Here is a 13,545-nt window from a genome sequence, read left to right as displayed (position 1 = left end):
CCGTTCTTTCGAGTGGAGGCAGAGCTGCCCGGGAGCCTGGGCCGCGCAGGTGTGATCCACACGCCGCACGGGGACATCGCCACTCCGGCGTTCATCGCGGTCGGCACCCAGGCCACCGTCAAGGCGGTGCTGCCGGATTCCATGAAACAGCTTGGTGCACAAGCTATTCTGGCGAACGCCTATCACCTCTACCTGCAGCCCGGGCCCGACATCGTCGAGGAGGCCGGGGGACTGGGCGCGTTCATGAACTGGCCCGGGCCCACCTTCACCGACAGCGGCGGATTCCAGGTGATGTCGCTGGGCGTCGGGTTCAAGAAGGTGCTGGCGATGGACACCGCCCGGGTGCAGGCCGACGATGTCATCGCCGACGGCAAGGAGCGGCTCGCCCATGTCGACGACGACGGGGTGACGTTCCGGTCGCATCTGAACGGGTCGACGCACCGCTTCACCCCCGAGGTCTCGATCGGCATCCAGCATCAGCTCGGCGCCGACATCATCTTCGCGTTCGACGAGCTCACCACGCTGGTGAACACCCGCGGCTACCAGGAGAGGTCGGTGCAGCGCACCCACGAGTGGGCCGTGCGCTGCCTGGCCGAGCACCGCCGGCTCACCGCGATGCGGCCGGACAAGCCGACACAGGCGCTGTTCGGGGTGGTGCAGGGCGCCCAGTACGAGGACCTGCGGCGGCAGGCCGCGCGCGGCCTGACCGAGATCGTCGACGCGCACGGGAACGGCTTCGACGGCTACGGCATCGGGGGCGCGCTGGAGAAGCAGAACCTGGCCACCATCGTCGGCTGGGTCAGCAGCGAGCTGCCCGCCGACAAACCGCGCCACCTCCTGGGTATCAGCGAGCCTGACGATCTGTTCGCCGCCGTCGCGGCGGGCGCGGACACCTTCGACTGCGTGTCGCCGTCGCGGGTGGCGCGCAACGCGGCGGTGTACACCCACACCGGCCGGTTCAACATCACCGGATCGCGCTACCGCCGGGACTTCACCCCGATCGACCCTGAGTGCGATTGCTACACCTGCGCCCACTACACCCGTGCCTACCTGCACCATCTGTTCAAGGCCAAGGAGATCCTGGCCTCGACGCTGGCCACGATCCACAACGAGCGCTTCGTCGTCCGTCTCGTCGACGACATCCGCGCGGCGATCCTCGCCGGCCGGTTCGACGACCTGCGCGACCACGTGCTGGGCCGGTACTACGGTGCCTCCGAGGTGACCTCCGCACAATAGGGAGATGACCACCGCGACGGCGCAGGCACTGCTGATGCAGCTGCTCGACCCGGCCCACCGCGCCGATCCGTACCCGCTGTACACCGCGATCCGGGAGCGCGGCCCGCTGCAGCTGCCCGACAACAACCTGACGGTGTTCTCCTCCTACGCCGACTGCGACGAGGTGCTGCGCCATCCGGCGGCCTGCAGCGACCGGCTCAAGTCCACGGTCGCGCAGCGGGCGATCGCCCAGGGCGCCGCGCCCCGCCCGTTCGGGCCGCCCGGCTTCCTGTTCCTCGACCCGCCCGACCACACCCGGTTGCGCCGCCTGGTGAGCAAGGCGTTCGTCCCGAAGGTGGTCAAGGCGCTCGAACCCGACATCGCCGGGCTGGTCGACACCCTGCTCGGCGAGGCGGCGAGTCCGTTCGACGCGATCAGCGGGTTGGCCTACCCGCTACCCGTCGCGGTGATCTGCCGTCTGCTCGGTGTGCCCGTCGAGGACGAGCCAGAGTTTCGCGCGGCGTCGGCGCTGCTCGCCCAGTCCCTCGACCCGTTCCTCACCATCACCGGGGCTGCCGGCGACGGCGCCGAGGAGCGGCTGCAGGCCGGTCTGTGGCTGCGGGACTACCTGCGCGAGCTGATCGCACGGCGGCGGCGCGAGCCGCACGAGGACCTGATGTCGGCGCTGATCGGGGTGGAGGAGTCCGGGGACGTCCTGACCGAGGACGAGATCGTCGCGACGTGCAATCTGCTGTTGGTCGCGGGCCACGAGACCACGGTGAACCTGATCGCCAACGCGATCCTGGCGCTGCTGCGCCACCCGGATCAGTGGGCGGCGCTGGCCGCCGACCCGGGCCGTGCCGCCGTGGTGATCGAAGAGACGTTGCGCCACGACCCGCCGGTGCAGTTGATCGGCAGGATCGCGGGGGAGGACATGACCATCGGCGGTGTGCGAATCCCTCGGGGGGACAACATGTTGCTGCTGCTGGCTGCTGCCCACCGTGATCCCGTGGCGGTCGAGCGGCCCGACGATTTCGATCCGGATCGGCCGTCGATCCGCCACCTCGGGTTCGGCAAGGGGCCGCACTTCTGCATCGGCGCGCCGCTGGCCCGGCTGGAGGCCACCGTGGCGCTGACCGCGTTGACGGCCCGCTTTCCTGGCGCGACCCTGGCGGCCGACCCCGGCTACAAGCCCAACGTCACGCTGCGGGGCATGACGGAGTTGCCGATCACGTTGTGACGCAGGCTAGCTCAGCGCCTCGATCACTTCCCGGGCGGCGCGCTCACCGGCCTCGACCGCACCCTCCATGTAGGCGCTCCACTGCGTCGCGGTGTCGGTCGACGCCCAGTGGATGACGCCGATGGGCTCGGCGAGCGCGGATCCGTACGTGGTCCACACCAGCGGTCCGCAGTTCGCGTTGTAGCAGCCGCGGGTCCATTGGCGGCTGCCCCACTCGCCGTCGACGTAGGCGATCGGACGGGCGGCCTTGTCGCCGTAGTGGCGTACCAGTTCCGCGGTGAGCGCGGCACGCCGCTCCTCCTGCGACCAGTGGCCGTGGGTGCGTGCCTGTTCGCCTTCGAGGAACATCAGGATCACCCCGTGGTCGTCGCCGGGGAGACAGGTGTCGTTGGACATCCGGGCGGGCCCGACGTCGGAGATCAGCTGCCCGTTCAAACCGTCTGTCCGCCAGAAGGGTTCGTCGTAGACGAAGAACGCCTTCATCGCTGCGGAATTGGGCATCCGCTGGGTGAGCTGGTCGCGGTAGCCGGACAGCGGCGGGTCGTACATGATGCGCCCGGCCAGCATCGGGGAGATCGCGATGATGACGCGCCGCGCTCGGGCGGTCCGGCCGCCGCGGCACCGAACGGTCACGCTGTCGGCGGTGTGCTCGATCTCCTGCACGGGCGCGTCGAGCACCAGATGGCTTTCGACCAGCGCCGCCAACCGGTTCGGGATCTCGGCCGTGCCGCCCACGAAACGGGTGGTCTGCGCACCGCCCTCGGACTCGGCGAACAGTTCCGCGGTGACCCCGCACGTCTGGATCGTGAACAGCAGGTGCAGGAACGACACCTCGACGGTCGGCACCGCGAGAATCCCGACGGTGCAGATCTCGAGCAGCGTCCGGGCGACCGGTGACAGGCCCTGCCCGTCGTACCACGCACCCGCGGTGATCGCGTCCCACTCTTCGGCGCGCGGCGCCCGCCACGGCGCCTCGGGCGGTACCTCGGCCGCCAATTCGTCGAGTAGCCGCAGCACCTTGGTGAGCTCGGCCAGTTCGTCGCCGAAGCGGCGGTGAAAGTCGTTCTGCCGCAGTACCGGCGACCCTGCCAGCTGGTAGGACGTCTCGCCCTCGTCGTACTGCGGATAGGTCTCGACACCGAGTTCGTCTGCCAGCGCGAACATCCGGTGATGCGTGTCGCCGATCCATTGCGCGCCGATCTCGACGGGGAGGCCGGGCAGCACCTCCTCGGTGAGGATCCGCCCGCCGACCCGCTCGTCGGCCTCGAGGATCAGTGGGGTCAGACCCGCCGCGAGGACGGTGCGCGCCGCGATCAACCCGGAGATGCCGGCACCGACGATGATGACGTCGGCCTCGTGTACTGCCATGCAGCACACCCTCTCACGGTGCCCGCTACAGCGGGTTGAGAATTCTCTGCAGGAACTGCCGGGTGCGCTCGTGCTGCGGATCTCCGATCACCGCCGCGGGCGGCCCCTGCTCGAGGATCACACCCTGGTCGGTGAACAGCACCTGGTCGGAAACCTGCTTGGCGAATTGGATCTCGTGGGTGACGATCACCAGGGTCCAGCCCTCGACAGCCAGGTCGCGGATGACCGCGAGAACCTCTCCGACGAGCTCGGGATCCAGCGCCGAGGTCGGCTCGTCGAACAACACCACCTTCGGTTTCATCGCCAGCGCGCGGGCGATGCCGACGCGCTGCTGCTGGCCGCCGGACAGCTGGAACGGGTACTGGTCCCGCTTGTCGGCCAGCCCGACCTGCTCGAGCAGTTGCACCGCCTCGGCCTCGGCCTCCTCGCGGGGCCGCTTCTGCGCGATCACCGGTCCCTCGGTGACGTTCTGCAGCACCGTCTTGTGCGGGAACAGATTGTGCGACTGGAACACGAAACCGCTCTGGGCCCGGTAGCGCCGCAATTGGTCCTTGGTGACGGGGCCGGAGAAGTCGATCTCGACGTCACCGACCGCGATGACGCCGGCATCGGGGGTGTCGAGCGCGTTCAGTGCCCGCAGCAGCGTGGTCTTCCCCGACCCGGACGGACCGATGATCGTGGTCGCCGAGCCGCGGGGCACGGTGAACGAGACGCCCTTGAGCACCTCGAGCGGCCCGAAGGACTTGCGTACGCCGTCGGCGACGATCCGGTTCTCGCGCCGGCTCTCGGTGGGCTGCTCGGTCACTTCGCCACATACCTCTCCAGTCGGCGTTCGATCCTGGCTTGACCGAACGACAGCACCAGGCAGATCACCCAGTAGTACACGGCCGCCGTGCCGTACAGGGCGAAGAACTCGAACGTGGGTGCCGCGATGATCTGCGCCTGTCGCAGGAGTTCGGTCACCAGGATCGTCGACGCCAGGGAGGTGTCTTTGACCAGCGAGATCAACGTGTTCGACAGCGGCGGCACGGCCACCCGGGCGGCCTGGGGCAGGATGATCCGGCGCAGCGTGCCGGTGTAGTCCAGGCCGATGGTCTGCGCGGCCTCCCACTGGCCCTTCGGGATGCTCTGGATCGCCGATCGGATGATCTCGGCGGCATAGCCACCGACGTTGAGCGAGAACGCGATCACCGCGGCCGGGAACGGATCGATCCTCACCCCGAACTGCGGCAGCGCGAAGAACACGATGAACAGTTGCACCAGCAGCGGCGTCCCGCGGATCACCGAGATGTAGAACCGGGCGACGTTGCTCGCGACGACGTTCGACGACAGTCGCGCCAGCGCCACCGCCAGCGCGATCACCAGACCGAGGGCGAAGCTGATGATGGTCAGCGGGATCGTCATGGTCAGCGCGGCGCGGGCCAGCGGCCAGAGGTTCTCGCCGATCAGTTGCCACGTCGACCGGCCGGGCTTCGCATCGGCCGCCTCCGGGGCGCCGGAGGCGTTGGCGTTCAGATACTTCTGCGAGATCGCGGCGAGCGTGCCGTCGGCGCGTAGTTCATCCAGGGCGGCGTTCAGTTCGGGCAGCATGCCGCTGTCCTTGCGGGCCGCGAAGCCCTGCTCGCTCTTCTCCCCGACGGTGCCGGCGATCTTGACCGAGGAGTCCTTGGTCTCGGCGAGATAGGCGTACACCGCGATGCTGTCGTTGATAACGACGTCGACGCGGCCCTGGCTGAGCAGCGTGATCGCCTGCGTGAAGCCCTCGACCGACTCCACCCGGGCGCCGGCCTTGCGGGCGACCTCCGACCAGTTGCTGGTGGCGTTCTCGGCGGCGACCTTGCCCTTGAGGTCGTCCAGCGAGGTGATGGAGTTGTCGTCCGCGCGGGTGACGATCACGCCCTCGCCGATCGAATACGGCTGCGAGAGATCGTATTTCGCCTTGCGCTCGTCGTTGATCGTCACTTCGTTGGCGACCACGTCGAACCGGTTGGCCTCCAGGGCGGCGAACATCGAGTCCCACGGCGTCTCGACGAACTCCACGGTGACGCCGATCTTGTCGGCGACGGCGCGGGCCACGTCGACGTCGTAGCCGACGAGCTGGCCGGTGGCGTCGTGGTAGGAGAACGGGGAGTAGACCCCCTCGGTGCCGACGCGCAGGACGCCGGCGGACTTGATGGGGGTGTCACCCCCACCGGAGGAGCCGGCACAGCCGGCGAGGATCAGCGCCGCGAGGAGGAGGATCGCCGGCAGCGTGCGGCGTAGTCGATGCACCGGCCGCACGCTAGCAACACCGGCCGACGATCAGAAGGGTTCTGCTCACCCGGGCAGGTATACCCACGGGCCGCGGGGCAGACGCGCCGGATCGAATTCCGGCAGCATTCCCGCCACCGTGCGCGCGGAGAACCCCAGCGAGTCCGCGATCTGGGCCAGCGCCCGGTCCACCCCGATCTCGGCGAGGGTCACCGCCCCGTCCCGCTTGGCCAGCCGTGCGCCGTCGGCGTTGAGGACCAGTGGCACGTGCGCATAGATCGGCTCCGGGTGCCCGAGCAGCCGTGCGAGGTGTGTCTGGCGCGGCGACGAGGACAGCAGGTCGTCGCCGCGCACCACCTGGTCGATGCCCGAGGCGGCGTCGTCGACGACCACCGCGAGGTTGTAGGCCGGCACCCCGTCGCCGCGGCGCACCACGAAGTCGTCCACCAGACCGGTGTAGTCGCCGTGCAGCACGTCGCGCACGGTGTGGGTCGACGTGTCGGTGCGCAGCCGCAGGGCCGGCGGGCGGCCCGTCTCCGCGCGCCGTCGTGCACGCTCGGTGTCGGAGAGGTCGCGGCACGTTCCCGGGTAGGCTCCCTCAGGGGCGTGGGGAGCGCGCGGCGCCTGCGCGATATCCTTTCTGGTGCAATAGCATTCGTAGAGCAGGCCGCGGCGCGCCAGCGTGTCGACCACGGCGTCGTAGCGCTGTGGATGCTCGGTCTGGCGGGTGGCCGGCGCGTCCCAGGTGACGCCGAGTGCGGCCAGGTCGGCGAGTTGGCGGTCGGCGATGTCGGTGTGGGTGCGGTCGTCGAGGTCCTCCACGCGCATCAGGAAGCGCCGCCCGGTCGAGCGGGCGAACAGCCAGGCCAGCACCGCGGTGCGCAGGTTGCCGATGTGCAGATCCGCCGACGGGCTCGGCGCGAACCGGCCCGCGCCGGGTGGGTTCGTCATGAATCCACTCGCCTCAGACCGCCCGCCGCCCCTGACTCTGCAGCGCCACCGAGGCCGCCGCCACCGACGCGGCCACCCCGATTCCGCGGCCCTGGGCGGTGACGGCCAGCCGGGTGCGATCGCCGCGGAACAGGTCGCGGGAGAACTCGCACGGGGTGTCGTGCTGGTCGTAGGTGACCCGGGTGATCAACAGCAGCGCCGATTTCGGTTTGATGCCCAGCAGCGTTGCCTCCTCGGGCGTCGCGTTGACGGCCTCGATGCGTTCGTCGGCGCGTGCGGTGACCAGTCCGTACTGCGTCTCCAGGATCTCGTAGAGCGAGCCGCCGAGTTGCTGTTCGAGCAGACCGGGGAAGGCGTCGGCGGGAAACTGGGCCAGTTCCAGCGAGATCGGCGACCCGTCGGCGAGGCGGACCCGCTGGATCTCGACGACGAAGTCGTCGGCGGCGAGGCCGAGCGCGTTCTGGGTGGTGGCGTCGGGTGCGCCGATCTTGGTCGACAGCACCCGGGTGCCCGCGACGTAGCCCTGGCTGGCCAGGAACGCGGGCACCCCGACGACGTCAGAGAGGCTGCGTTGGACCTGGGCGTGGCTGATGAAGATCCCGCCGGCCCGGCCGATCACCCGGTCGATGAGGCCTGCCTCCTCCAGGGCGGCGAGCACCTGGCGCAGGCTCGAGCGGCTGGTGCGGTACCGCTCGGCCAGTTCCCGCTCGCTACCCAGCTTGGCGCCGGGGACGCCGGCGTTGATGTCGGCCACGATCCGGCGCCGCAGGTCCTCGGTTTGCGTGGGCACCCGACCTCCTGGGCTCGTGGCAATTGGTACGACCAAATTCAGGGTACGTATCCGTCAGAGGTCGGCAAGCGCCTCGGCCGATTCGGGGAGGATCTGGCCGCCGTCGACGACCAGCGACTGGCCGGTGATGAAGCCGGCTTCATCGGTGGCGAAGAACAGCGCGGCATTGCCGACGTCGGCGACGGTGCCGAGAGTCCCCGTGGGGATCGCGGCCTTCATCTGGTTCATGTACTGCTCACCCATCTCGACGAGCCCCTCGGTCAGGATGTTGCCTGGCAGCACCGCGTTGACGGTGATCTTCTTGCGCGCCAGTTCGATCGCCGCGGTGCGCAGGAACCCCAGCTGCGCGGCCTTGCTGGCGCCGTAGTGCGACCAGCCGGGAAAACCCGTGATGGTTCCGGTGATCGAGGACGTGATGATGACGCGGCCGTGACCGCTGGCGGTCAGCGCGTCGATCGCGGCCTGCACGATGTAGAAGGTGCCTTTGACGTTGGTTCCGAGGACCCGGTCGAGGTCTTCGGGGGTCATGTCGGCCAGCGACGCCGACGGGAAGATGCCGGCGTTGGCACACACGATGTCGAGTCCGCCGTTGCGTTCGGTCGCGGTGGCCACCGCGCGCCGGCAGTCTTCGGGGCTGGCCACATCGGCGGCCACGCCGGTCACGGTGCCGGCCAGTCCCGCCAGATCCGCCACCGTGCGCTCGATGTCGGACTCGGTGCGCCCTGTGATGACGACGTTGATGCCGGCCCGCGCGAAGGTCTCGGCGATCCCGCGCCCGATGCCCTTGCTGCCGCCGGTCACGATGGCCGAGCGGCCCTGCAGCGAGGTGAACATGACGAACCTTTCGGTGGATGATTCAGGCGGTCAGGAGGTGACCGTCGGAGGACAGGTACCGCTCGGCGAGCGTGCAGCTGCCCGCGGCGTAGGTGACGGAAATGGCCTGCGATTCCCGGGAATGGCTGTGCGTCCCCATCCACGCCAGCAGCAGCAGCCGGCGTAGCAGCACGAACGAGGCCAGCATGTCCTCGTCGGCCGCGGCCAGCTCCCGGCGGGTGCGGTAACCCGTGGCCCAGGCGTCCTGCCACTCCGGCACCGACGGGTGGTCCTCGAAGAACGACACCGCCGTCCCGAAATCGTAGAAATACCAGCCGAATCCGCAGTCGTCGAAGTCGATGACCGTGATGGTGTCACCGTCGACCAGCAGGTTGGCCAGCCGCAGGTCGGCATGAACCAGCCCGAAGGTGTTGCTGCCCGTGCCGTATTCGGCGAGCCGGCGGGCCAGCAGCTGCTCGGCGCGGCCCAGTACCTCCGCCTCGTGCTCGCCGACGCCGACCGCGTCGCGCCAGCGGCCCCAGCGCGGGGACGTCCCCAGGCTGTGTTCCCAGTCCCAGGCGAACCGGCTGAAGGTCGGCGGGCGCTGCCAGCTGCGGGCATGGTCGTGCAGCGCCGCGGTGATGGACCCCAGCGTGTGGAAGTCCGTGCTCGTCAGCGTGTTCTCGTCGGGTTCGGCGCCGGGCACCATCTCGAAGTGCACCACATGACGCTCGGCGCCGTCGTGGTGGACGGTGACCACACGGCGGCCGTCGTGCGCCGGGATCACGGTCGGCACGGTGATGTCGCTCTCGCGGCGCAGCGCGTCGAGCCACATCAGTTCCGACTCGATCTGGTCGACCCGGTGGTAGTTCTTGCGGTGCACCCGCAGGATGGATCGGTGCCCGCAGCCGGGCTCCTCGACGGCGTAGGTGGCGTTTTCAGACAGGTTGAGCAGTCGCAGCGCCGAGCCCTGCGGCAGGTCGAACGCCTCGAGCGCCTTCTCCGCCACCGCGCGGTCGTCGCCGACGTCGCCGCTCAATGGTCCCGCCCCTCGATCGACTCCAGCACCGTGGTGATCGCATCACGTGCGGTCACCACATCGGCGGTGCTGCCGCTGATGTAGAGGCGGCCCGCGGCGCCGATCATCTGTACGTCGACCAGCGTCAGCCCCGGCGCGGCGCGCTCGGCCTCGTTGGCCGCCACAGCCGCGAACAGTGCGGGCGTCATCTCGTACACCAGCAGCGACTGGCCGGGCAGCACCATCGACGCCTGCCGGTTGCGATTGAGGATCACCGCGTGCTGATCGGTGATGTCAGCGATGACGTCGTGGTAGAGCACTCGCGGTCGCAGTTGGTCGGCCGCGGAGTTCTTCGTGCCGTTCAGGATCGCCTCTCCGGCCCGTCGCACGTCCTCGAGATCGCTGGAATGGATCTCGAGCACCCCGAACTGGCGCTCCACGTAAAGGATTCCGGGCTGGATACCCGGAACCTCCCGCAGCGCCAGGTCGATGACCCGCTCGATCGCCAGCGCCGGGGACACCTCGACGATGAGGGCGTGCTCCCCGGCGTACGGCGGATAGCCGCGTGCCCGCGTCGGCGTGCCGAGGTAGGCGGCGAACTGCTGCTGCAGGTCCTCGACGAGCAGGTAGACGCGGATGTCGGTCCGTGTCGGTGCGTCCGTGACGGCCATCTCGCGAGACTACTGGGCGGAGACGGAGAAGTGCGCGCCGAGCTCGCTGTGCGGGCGCGGGATGACGTGCACGCTGATGAGTTCTCCGACCTGCGAGGCGGATTCGGCGCCCGCCTCGGTCGCGGCCTTGACGGCGCCGACCTCACCGGTGACGATGACGGCCACCAGACCGTCACCGACCTGCTGGCGATCGGTGATCGTCACGTTGGCGGCCTTGACCATCGCGTCGGCAGCGGCGAGCGCCGCGACGTAGCCCTTGGTCTCGATCATTCCGATCGCGTTGCTGGCCATGATTTCTCCTTTGTGTCGGTTGAATTGTCGGGCCGGATGCCGGGCGGCTATCCGCTTGCGTCGATGGAGCCGATGATCAGTGCGTCGACAGGCGGCGGGGTGCCGGTGAACCAGCTCGCCGCCACGGAGCCCTGAGTGACGAGAACGTGCTCGCCGACTCCGCTGCCCAGCACGTCGAATGCGACGAGCCGGGCCCCGGAGCCGTCGACCTCCACTTCCAGGAAGGCCCCGGCCGGGATGCCGTCGATACGGCGGGTCGACCAGACCTGGCCGACGACCGTGCCACGAATCATGTGCGCTCCTTGTGGATCGTCACGCCCAGTGCGCGGGCGCGCTCGCGGGCCAGGGGGGTCAGCACGGCCCGGGGGCCGAGCACCAGGGTCGCGCCGGACGCGGCGATGTCGGCGATCTGCCGTTCGGTGACCGCGCCGCGTTCGATGCGTCGGCTACTGCCGGGCCCCGGCCGGCCGGTGCCGGCGAGCCGGAACGACAGCCGGCCCTGCCGCAGGTCGGCACGGGTCTTCGGATTCTCGAACAGCCGCAGCAGGTTTCGTACGAATACGTCGAGATCCCGGTCGGAGGCGATCCGCACGGTGTCGACCCGCGACCTCTCGTCGGCGGCCAGCGGCCCGGTCGCGACGGGGCCCACCGGGGCCGGCGGAGGGGGAGCCGGCGAAGGGGGAGCCGTCGCGACCGGGGCCGGGTTGGAGAGGTCGCCCACGGCCTCGCGGACGACCTCACGGACGAGTTGTCGCAGCGCGTCGCGGTCGATGCTCACGGCACGCTCCGGGCCAGGGCCTCCTCGGCCGCGGAGGCGGCCTGGCGGATGTCGGATTCGCTGCCGGACAGGTACACCCGGCCGGTCGCGCCGATCATCCGGAAGTCGACGACCTTGATGTCGGCGGCCTTCTCGGCCTCGTTGGTCGCGAGGATCGCGTAGGACGCGGGGGACATCTCGAGGACGTAGAGGGTCTCGCCGGCCAGCACCATCGAACCCATCTTGTTGCGATTGATCAGGAATGCGTGCTGGGCGTCGATGCTGGAGATGATGCGCGAGGCCAGGATCTGCGGCGGGGTCGCCGAGCCGGAGTCCCGGTCGAGTTCGGCCAGCGCGGCGTCGGCGGCGGCCTGCACCGCGTCGGTGTCACCGTGGAACTCCAGGTAGCCGAACTGGCGCTCCACCACCAGAATGCCGGCCTGGACCTCGGCGTGCTTGACCGCGACGTCGGTGACGCCCTCGATGTCCAGACCGGGGGCCACCTCGATGATCTGTGCGGCGACACCCGCGCGCGGCAGGGCGCCCTTGATCCAGGTGCCCAGATACGACATCGTCTGCGGCTGGAGCCGATCGATGAAGATGAACGAACGCAGTTCAGCCACGGGTCACCGCCTGATCAGTTGAGCGAGTTCTTCGGCCACCAGCGCACGCAGCTCGGCGCGCAGCGCCTCGATGCCCGGATCGGCGGCACGGCGAGCAGTGGGTCTGCCGGCGGGCACCGGAGGCGCGGCCGCGGAGTCGTTGGACGCCCGCGGGTAGGCGGGCACCGGCCCGTCGGGTGAACGCCACGGCGACAGTCCGGCGAAATTCGGCATCGTCACGCCGGCGTCGGCGTTGTAGGCGATCCGCGTCCAGTTCATCAGGTTCTCGGGCTGCAGGTTCTCCCCGATCGAACTGCGCCCGACGAAGCCGGTGCCGATCGTCATCGACGGAGCGAGGTTCGTCTCCAGACCCGAACTGCCGGTGCTGTTCCCGACGTTGACCGACACGCGCAGCACCGGCACGGTGGCGGCGAACTCGGTGATCACCGAGGCGTCCTCGCTGTGGATGGCCGCCGAGTGGCCGGCCCCGGCGATGCGCACCACCGCGCGGGCGGCGCGGATGCCGCGCGGCGCGTCGGCGACGGTGGTCATCCCCAGCACCGGGCTGAGCTTCTCGTGAGTCAGCACCTCCTCGCCGACGACGTCGGTGAACGGGGCGATGAGTACCCGGGTCTTGGGAGTGATCCGCACACCGATGCGCTCGGCGATCCACGCCGCGTCCCGGCCGACGACGTCGGTGTTGAGCTGGCCCTCGGGAAACATGAACTCCCGCAGGCGTTGCGTCGCGTCGGCATCCAAGATGTGCGCGCCGTGACGGGTGAGCGCCGAGCTGAGCTTCGCGGCGATGGCATCCTCGGCGATCAGCACCGACTCGTTGGTGCACAGCACGGAATTGTCGAAGGCCTTGCTGCCGACGATCCGGCGGGCGGCGGCGTCGACGTCGGCACTCGCGTCGACGAAGACGGGAACGTTGCCTGGTCCGACGCCGAGGGCCGGGTTGCCCGAGGAGTAGGCGGCCCGTACCACCGCGGTGCCGCCGGTGGCGACGATGACGTCGGTGCGCTCGTCGGACATCATCGCCTCGAGGAGCGGCAGCGAGGGATCCTCGATCACCGACACGATGCCGTCGGGCGCGCCGGCGGCGACGGCCGCATCGGCGAGCACCCGGGCCGCGTCGGCTGAGCACTGACGCGCCCTGGGGTGAGGGGCGACCACCACGGCGTTTCGGGTCATCAGCGCGAGGATCACCTTGAAGTACACCGTCGCAACGGGATTGGTGGTGGGGCACAGCGCCAGCACCACACCCGCCGGGCGGGGGATCTCGACGATCTTGCGGGCGGTGTCGATCCGGGGCGTTACGTAGTCCTGGCCCCGGTAGAAGTCGACGATGCCGCGCGAGCAGGCGCGGTTCTTGACGATCTTGTCCTCGACCACACCCATCTGCGTCTCGGCGACGGCGGCCGCGGCGAAGCGTTCGGCGTTGCGGTGGCCGGCCTCGGCGACTGCGTCGACGATGCGCGCAACGGCGGCCTGGTCGTACTCGCCGTAGGCTGCGGCGGCGAAGCGCGCCCGCTCGAGCAGCTGGCCGGCGTGGGGCACCGCACTTTTGCTGGTCACT

The 13,545-nt window shown here is 69.7% G+C and carries 15 protein-coding genes; 2 read left to right on the top strand and 13 right to left on the bottom strand.

Features of this window, described 5'->3' with window-relative positions:
* Positions 1-12: 12 nt before the first annotated feature.
* Complete coding sequence (tgt, locus tag MCHUDSM44219_RS20385) at positions 13-1,236, top strand: tRNA guanosine(34) transglycosylase Tgt (RefSeq protein ID WP_048420076.1); 1,224 nt, start codon at positions 13-15, stop codon at positions 1,234-1,236.
* Positions 1,237-1,240: 4 nt separating this feature from the next.
* Entirely contained in the window at positions 1,241-2,455 is a 1,215-nt protein-coding gene (locus MCHUDSM44219_RS20380; protein WP_048420075.1) for a cytochrome P450, read from the top strand.
* A gap of 6 nt (positions 2,456-2,461) precedes the next feature.
* On the opposite strand, the gene MCHUDSM44219_RS20375 is transcribed toward MCHUDSM44219_RS20380, so the two are convergent.
* From MCHUDSM44219_RS20375 to MCHUDSM44219_RS20310, 13 genes are read right to left on the bottom strand one after another with little or no spacing between them, the layout of a single operon-like run.
* Positions 2,462-3,823: a flavin monoamine oxidase family protein gene (locus tag MCHUDSM44219_RS20375; RefSeq protein WP_048420074.1), complete on the bottom strand. Its 1,362-nt coding sequence runs from the start codon at positions 3,821-3,823 to the stop codon at positions 2,462-2,464.
* Between the two features lie 25 nt (positions 3,824-3,848).
* Entirely contained in the window at positions 3,849-4,628 is a 780-nt protein-coding gene (locus tag MCHUDSM44219_RS20370) for an amino acid ABC transporter ATP-binding protein (protein ID WP_048420073.1), read from the bottom strand.
* Positions 4,625-6,094, bottom strand: coding sequence for an ABC transporter permease subunit (locus tag MCHUDSM44219_RS29125; RefSeq protein WP_201778164.1), 1,470 nt, complete (start codon positions 6,092-6,094; stop codon positions 4,625-4,627). The genes MCHUDSM44219_RS20370 and MCHUDSM44219_RS29125 overlap by 4 nt, the downstream gene beginning before the upstream one ends.
* 45 nt (positions 6,095-6,139) lie before the next feature.
* The gene (gluQRS, locus tag MCHUDSM44219_RS20355) at positions 6,140-7,024 is read right to left on the bottom strand and encodes a tRNA glutamyl-Q(34) synthetase GluQRS (protein ID WP_048420072.1); all 885 of its coding nucleotides are present in this window, start codon (positions 7,022-7,024) and stop codon (positions 6,140-6,142) included.
* A gap of 13 nt (positions 7,025-7,037) precedes the next feature.
* Entirely contained in the window at positions 7,038-7,814 is a 777-nt protein-coding gene (locus tag MCHUDSM44219_RS20350) for a GntR family transcriptional regulator (protein ID WP_048420071.1), read from the bottom strand.
* 54 nt (positions 7,815-7,868) lie between these two features.
* Positions 7,869-8,648, bottom strand: a complete 780-nt coding sequence (gene fabG / locus MCHUDSM44219_RS20345; RefSeq protein ID WP_048420070.1) for a 3-oxoacyl-ACP reductase FabG — start codon at positions 8,646-8,648, stop codon at positions 7,869-7,871.
* A gap of 22 nt (positions 8,649-8,670) precedes the next feature.
* Complete coding sequence (locus MCHUDSM44219_RS20340; protein WP_048420069.1) at positions 8,671-9,666, bottom strand: phosphotransferase enzyme family protein; 996 nt, start codon at positions 9,664-9,666, stop codon at positions 8,671-8,673.
* Positions 9,663-10,316 carry a microcompartment protein gene (locus tag MCHUDSM44219_RS20335; RefSeq protein ID WP_048420068.1) on the bottom strand — a complete coding sequence of 218 codons (654 nt, stop codon included), beginning with the start codon at positions 10,314-10,316 and terminating at the stop codon, positions 9,663-9,665. Before MCHUDSM44219_RS20335 ends, MCHUDSM44219_RS20340 begins: the two co-directional genes overlap by 4 nt.
* Before the next feature lie 9 nt (positions 10,317-10,325).
* Entirely contained in the window at positions 10,326-10,607 is a 282-nt protein-coding gene (locus MCHUDSM44219_RS20330) for a BMC domain-containing protein (protein WP_043413363.1), read from the bottom strand.
* A gap of 47 nt (positions 10,608-10,654) precedes the next feature.
* Positions 10,655-10,900 carry a EutN/CcmL family microcompartment protein gene (locus MCHUDSM44219_RS20325; RefSeq protein WP_048420067.1) on the bottom strand — a complete coding sequence of 82 codons (246 nt, stop codon included), beginning with the start codon at positions 10,898-10,900 and terminating at the stop codon, positions 10,655-10,657.
* The gene (locus MCHUDSM44219_RS20320; RefSeq protein WP_048420066.1) at positions 10,897-11,385 is read right to left on the bottom strand and encodes a hypothetical protein; all 489 of its coding nucleotides are present in this window, start codon (positions 11,383-11,385) and stop codon (positions 10,897-10,899) included. Before MCHUDSM44219_RS20320 ends, MCHUDSM44219_RS20325 begins: the two co-directional genes overlap by 4 nt.
* Complete coding sequence (locus MCHUDSM44219_RS20315) at positions 11,382-11,987, bottom strand: BMC domain-containing protein (RefSeq protein WP_048420065.1); 606 nt, start codon at positions 11,985-11,987, stop codon at positions 11,382-11,384. Before MCHUDSM44219_RS20315 ends, MCHUDSM44219_RS20320 begins: the two co-directional genes overlap by 4 nt.
* Before the next feature lie 3 nt (positions 11,988-11,990).
* Positions 11,991-13,544: an aldehyde dehydrogenase family protein gene (locus MCHUDSM44219_RS20310; protein ID WP_048420064.1), complete on the bottom strand. Its 1,554-nt coding sequence runs from the start codon at positions 13,542-13,544 to the stop codon at positions 11,991-11,993.
* Position 13,545 lies beyond the last annotated feature (1 nt).

This window comes from Mycolicibacterium chubuense (assembly GCF_001044255.1).
GTDB lineage: Bacteria > Actinomycetota > Actinomycetes > Mycobacteriales > Mycobacteriaceae > Mycobacterium > Mycobacterium chubuense.
Note: the sequence above shows the minus strand (reverse complement) of the source record. Positions and strands in the feature narration are given on the sequence as shown.

Excerpts from the sequence above, each read along its gene's own strand:
- MCHUDSM44219_RS20380 (WP_048420075.1), top strand. The coding sequence starts at position 1,241 with ATGACCACCGCGACGGCGCAGGCACTGCTGATGCAGCTGCTCGACCCG.
- MCHUDSM44219_RS20375 (WP_048420074.1), bottom strand. The coding sequence starts at position 3,823 with ATGGCAGTACACGAGGCCGACGTCATCATCGTCGGTGCCGGCATCTCC.
- gluQRS (WP_048420072.1), bottom strand. The coding sequence starts at position 7,024 with ATGACGAACCCACCCGGCGCGGGCCGGTTCGCGCCGAGCCCGTCGGCG.
- fabG (WP_048420070.1), bottom strand. The coding sequence starts at position 8,648 with ATGTTCACCTCGCTGCAGGGCCGCTCGGCCATCGTGACCGGCGGCAGC.
- MCHUDSM44219_RS20335 (WP_048420068.1), bottom strand. The coding sequence starts at position 10,316 with ATGGCCGTCACGGACGCACCGACACGGACCGACATCCGCGTCTACCTG.
- MCHUDSM44219_RS20330 (WP_043413363.1), bottom strand. The coding sequence starts at position 10,607 with ATGGCCAGCAACGCGATCGGAATGATCGAGACCAAGGGCTACGTCGCG.
- MCHUDSM44219_RS20325 (WP_048420067.1), bottom strand. The coding sequence starts at position 10,900 with ATGATTCGTGGCACGGTCGTCGGCCAGGTCTGGTCGACCCGCCGTATC.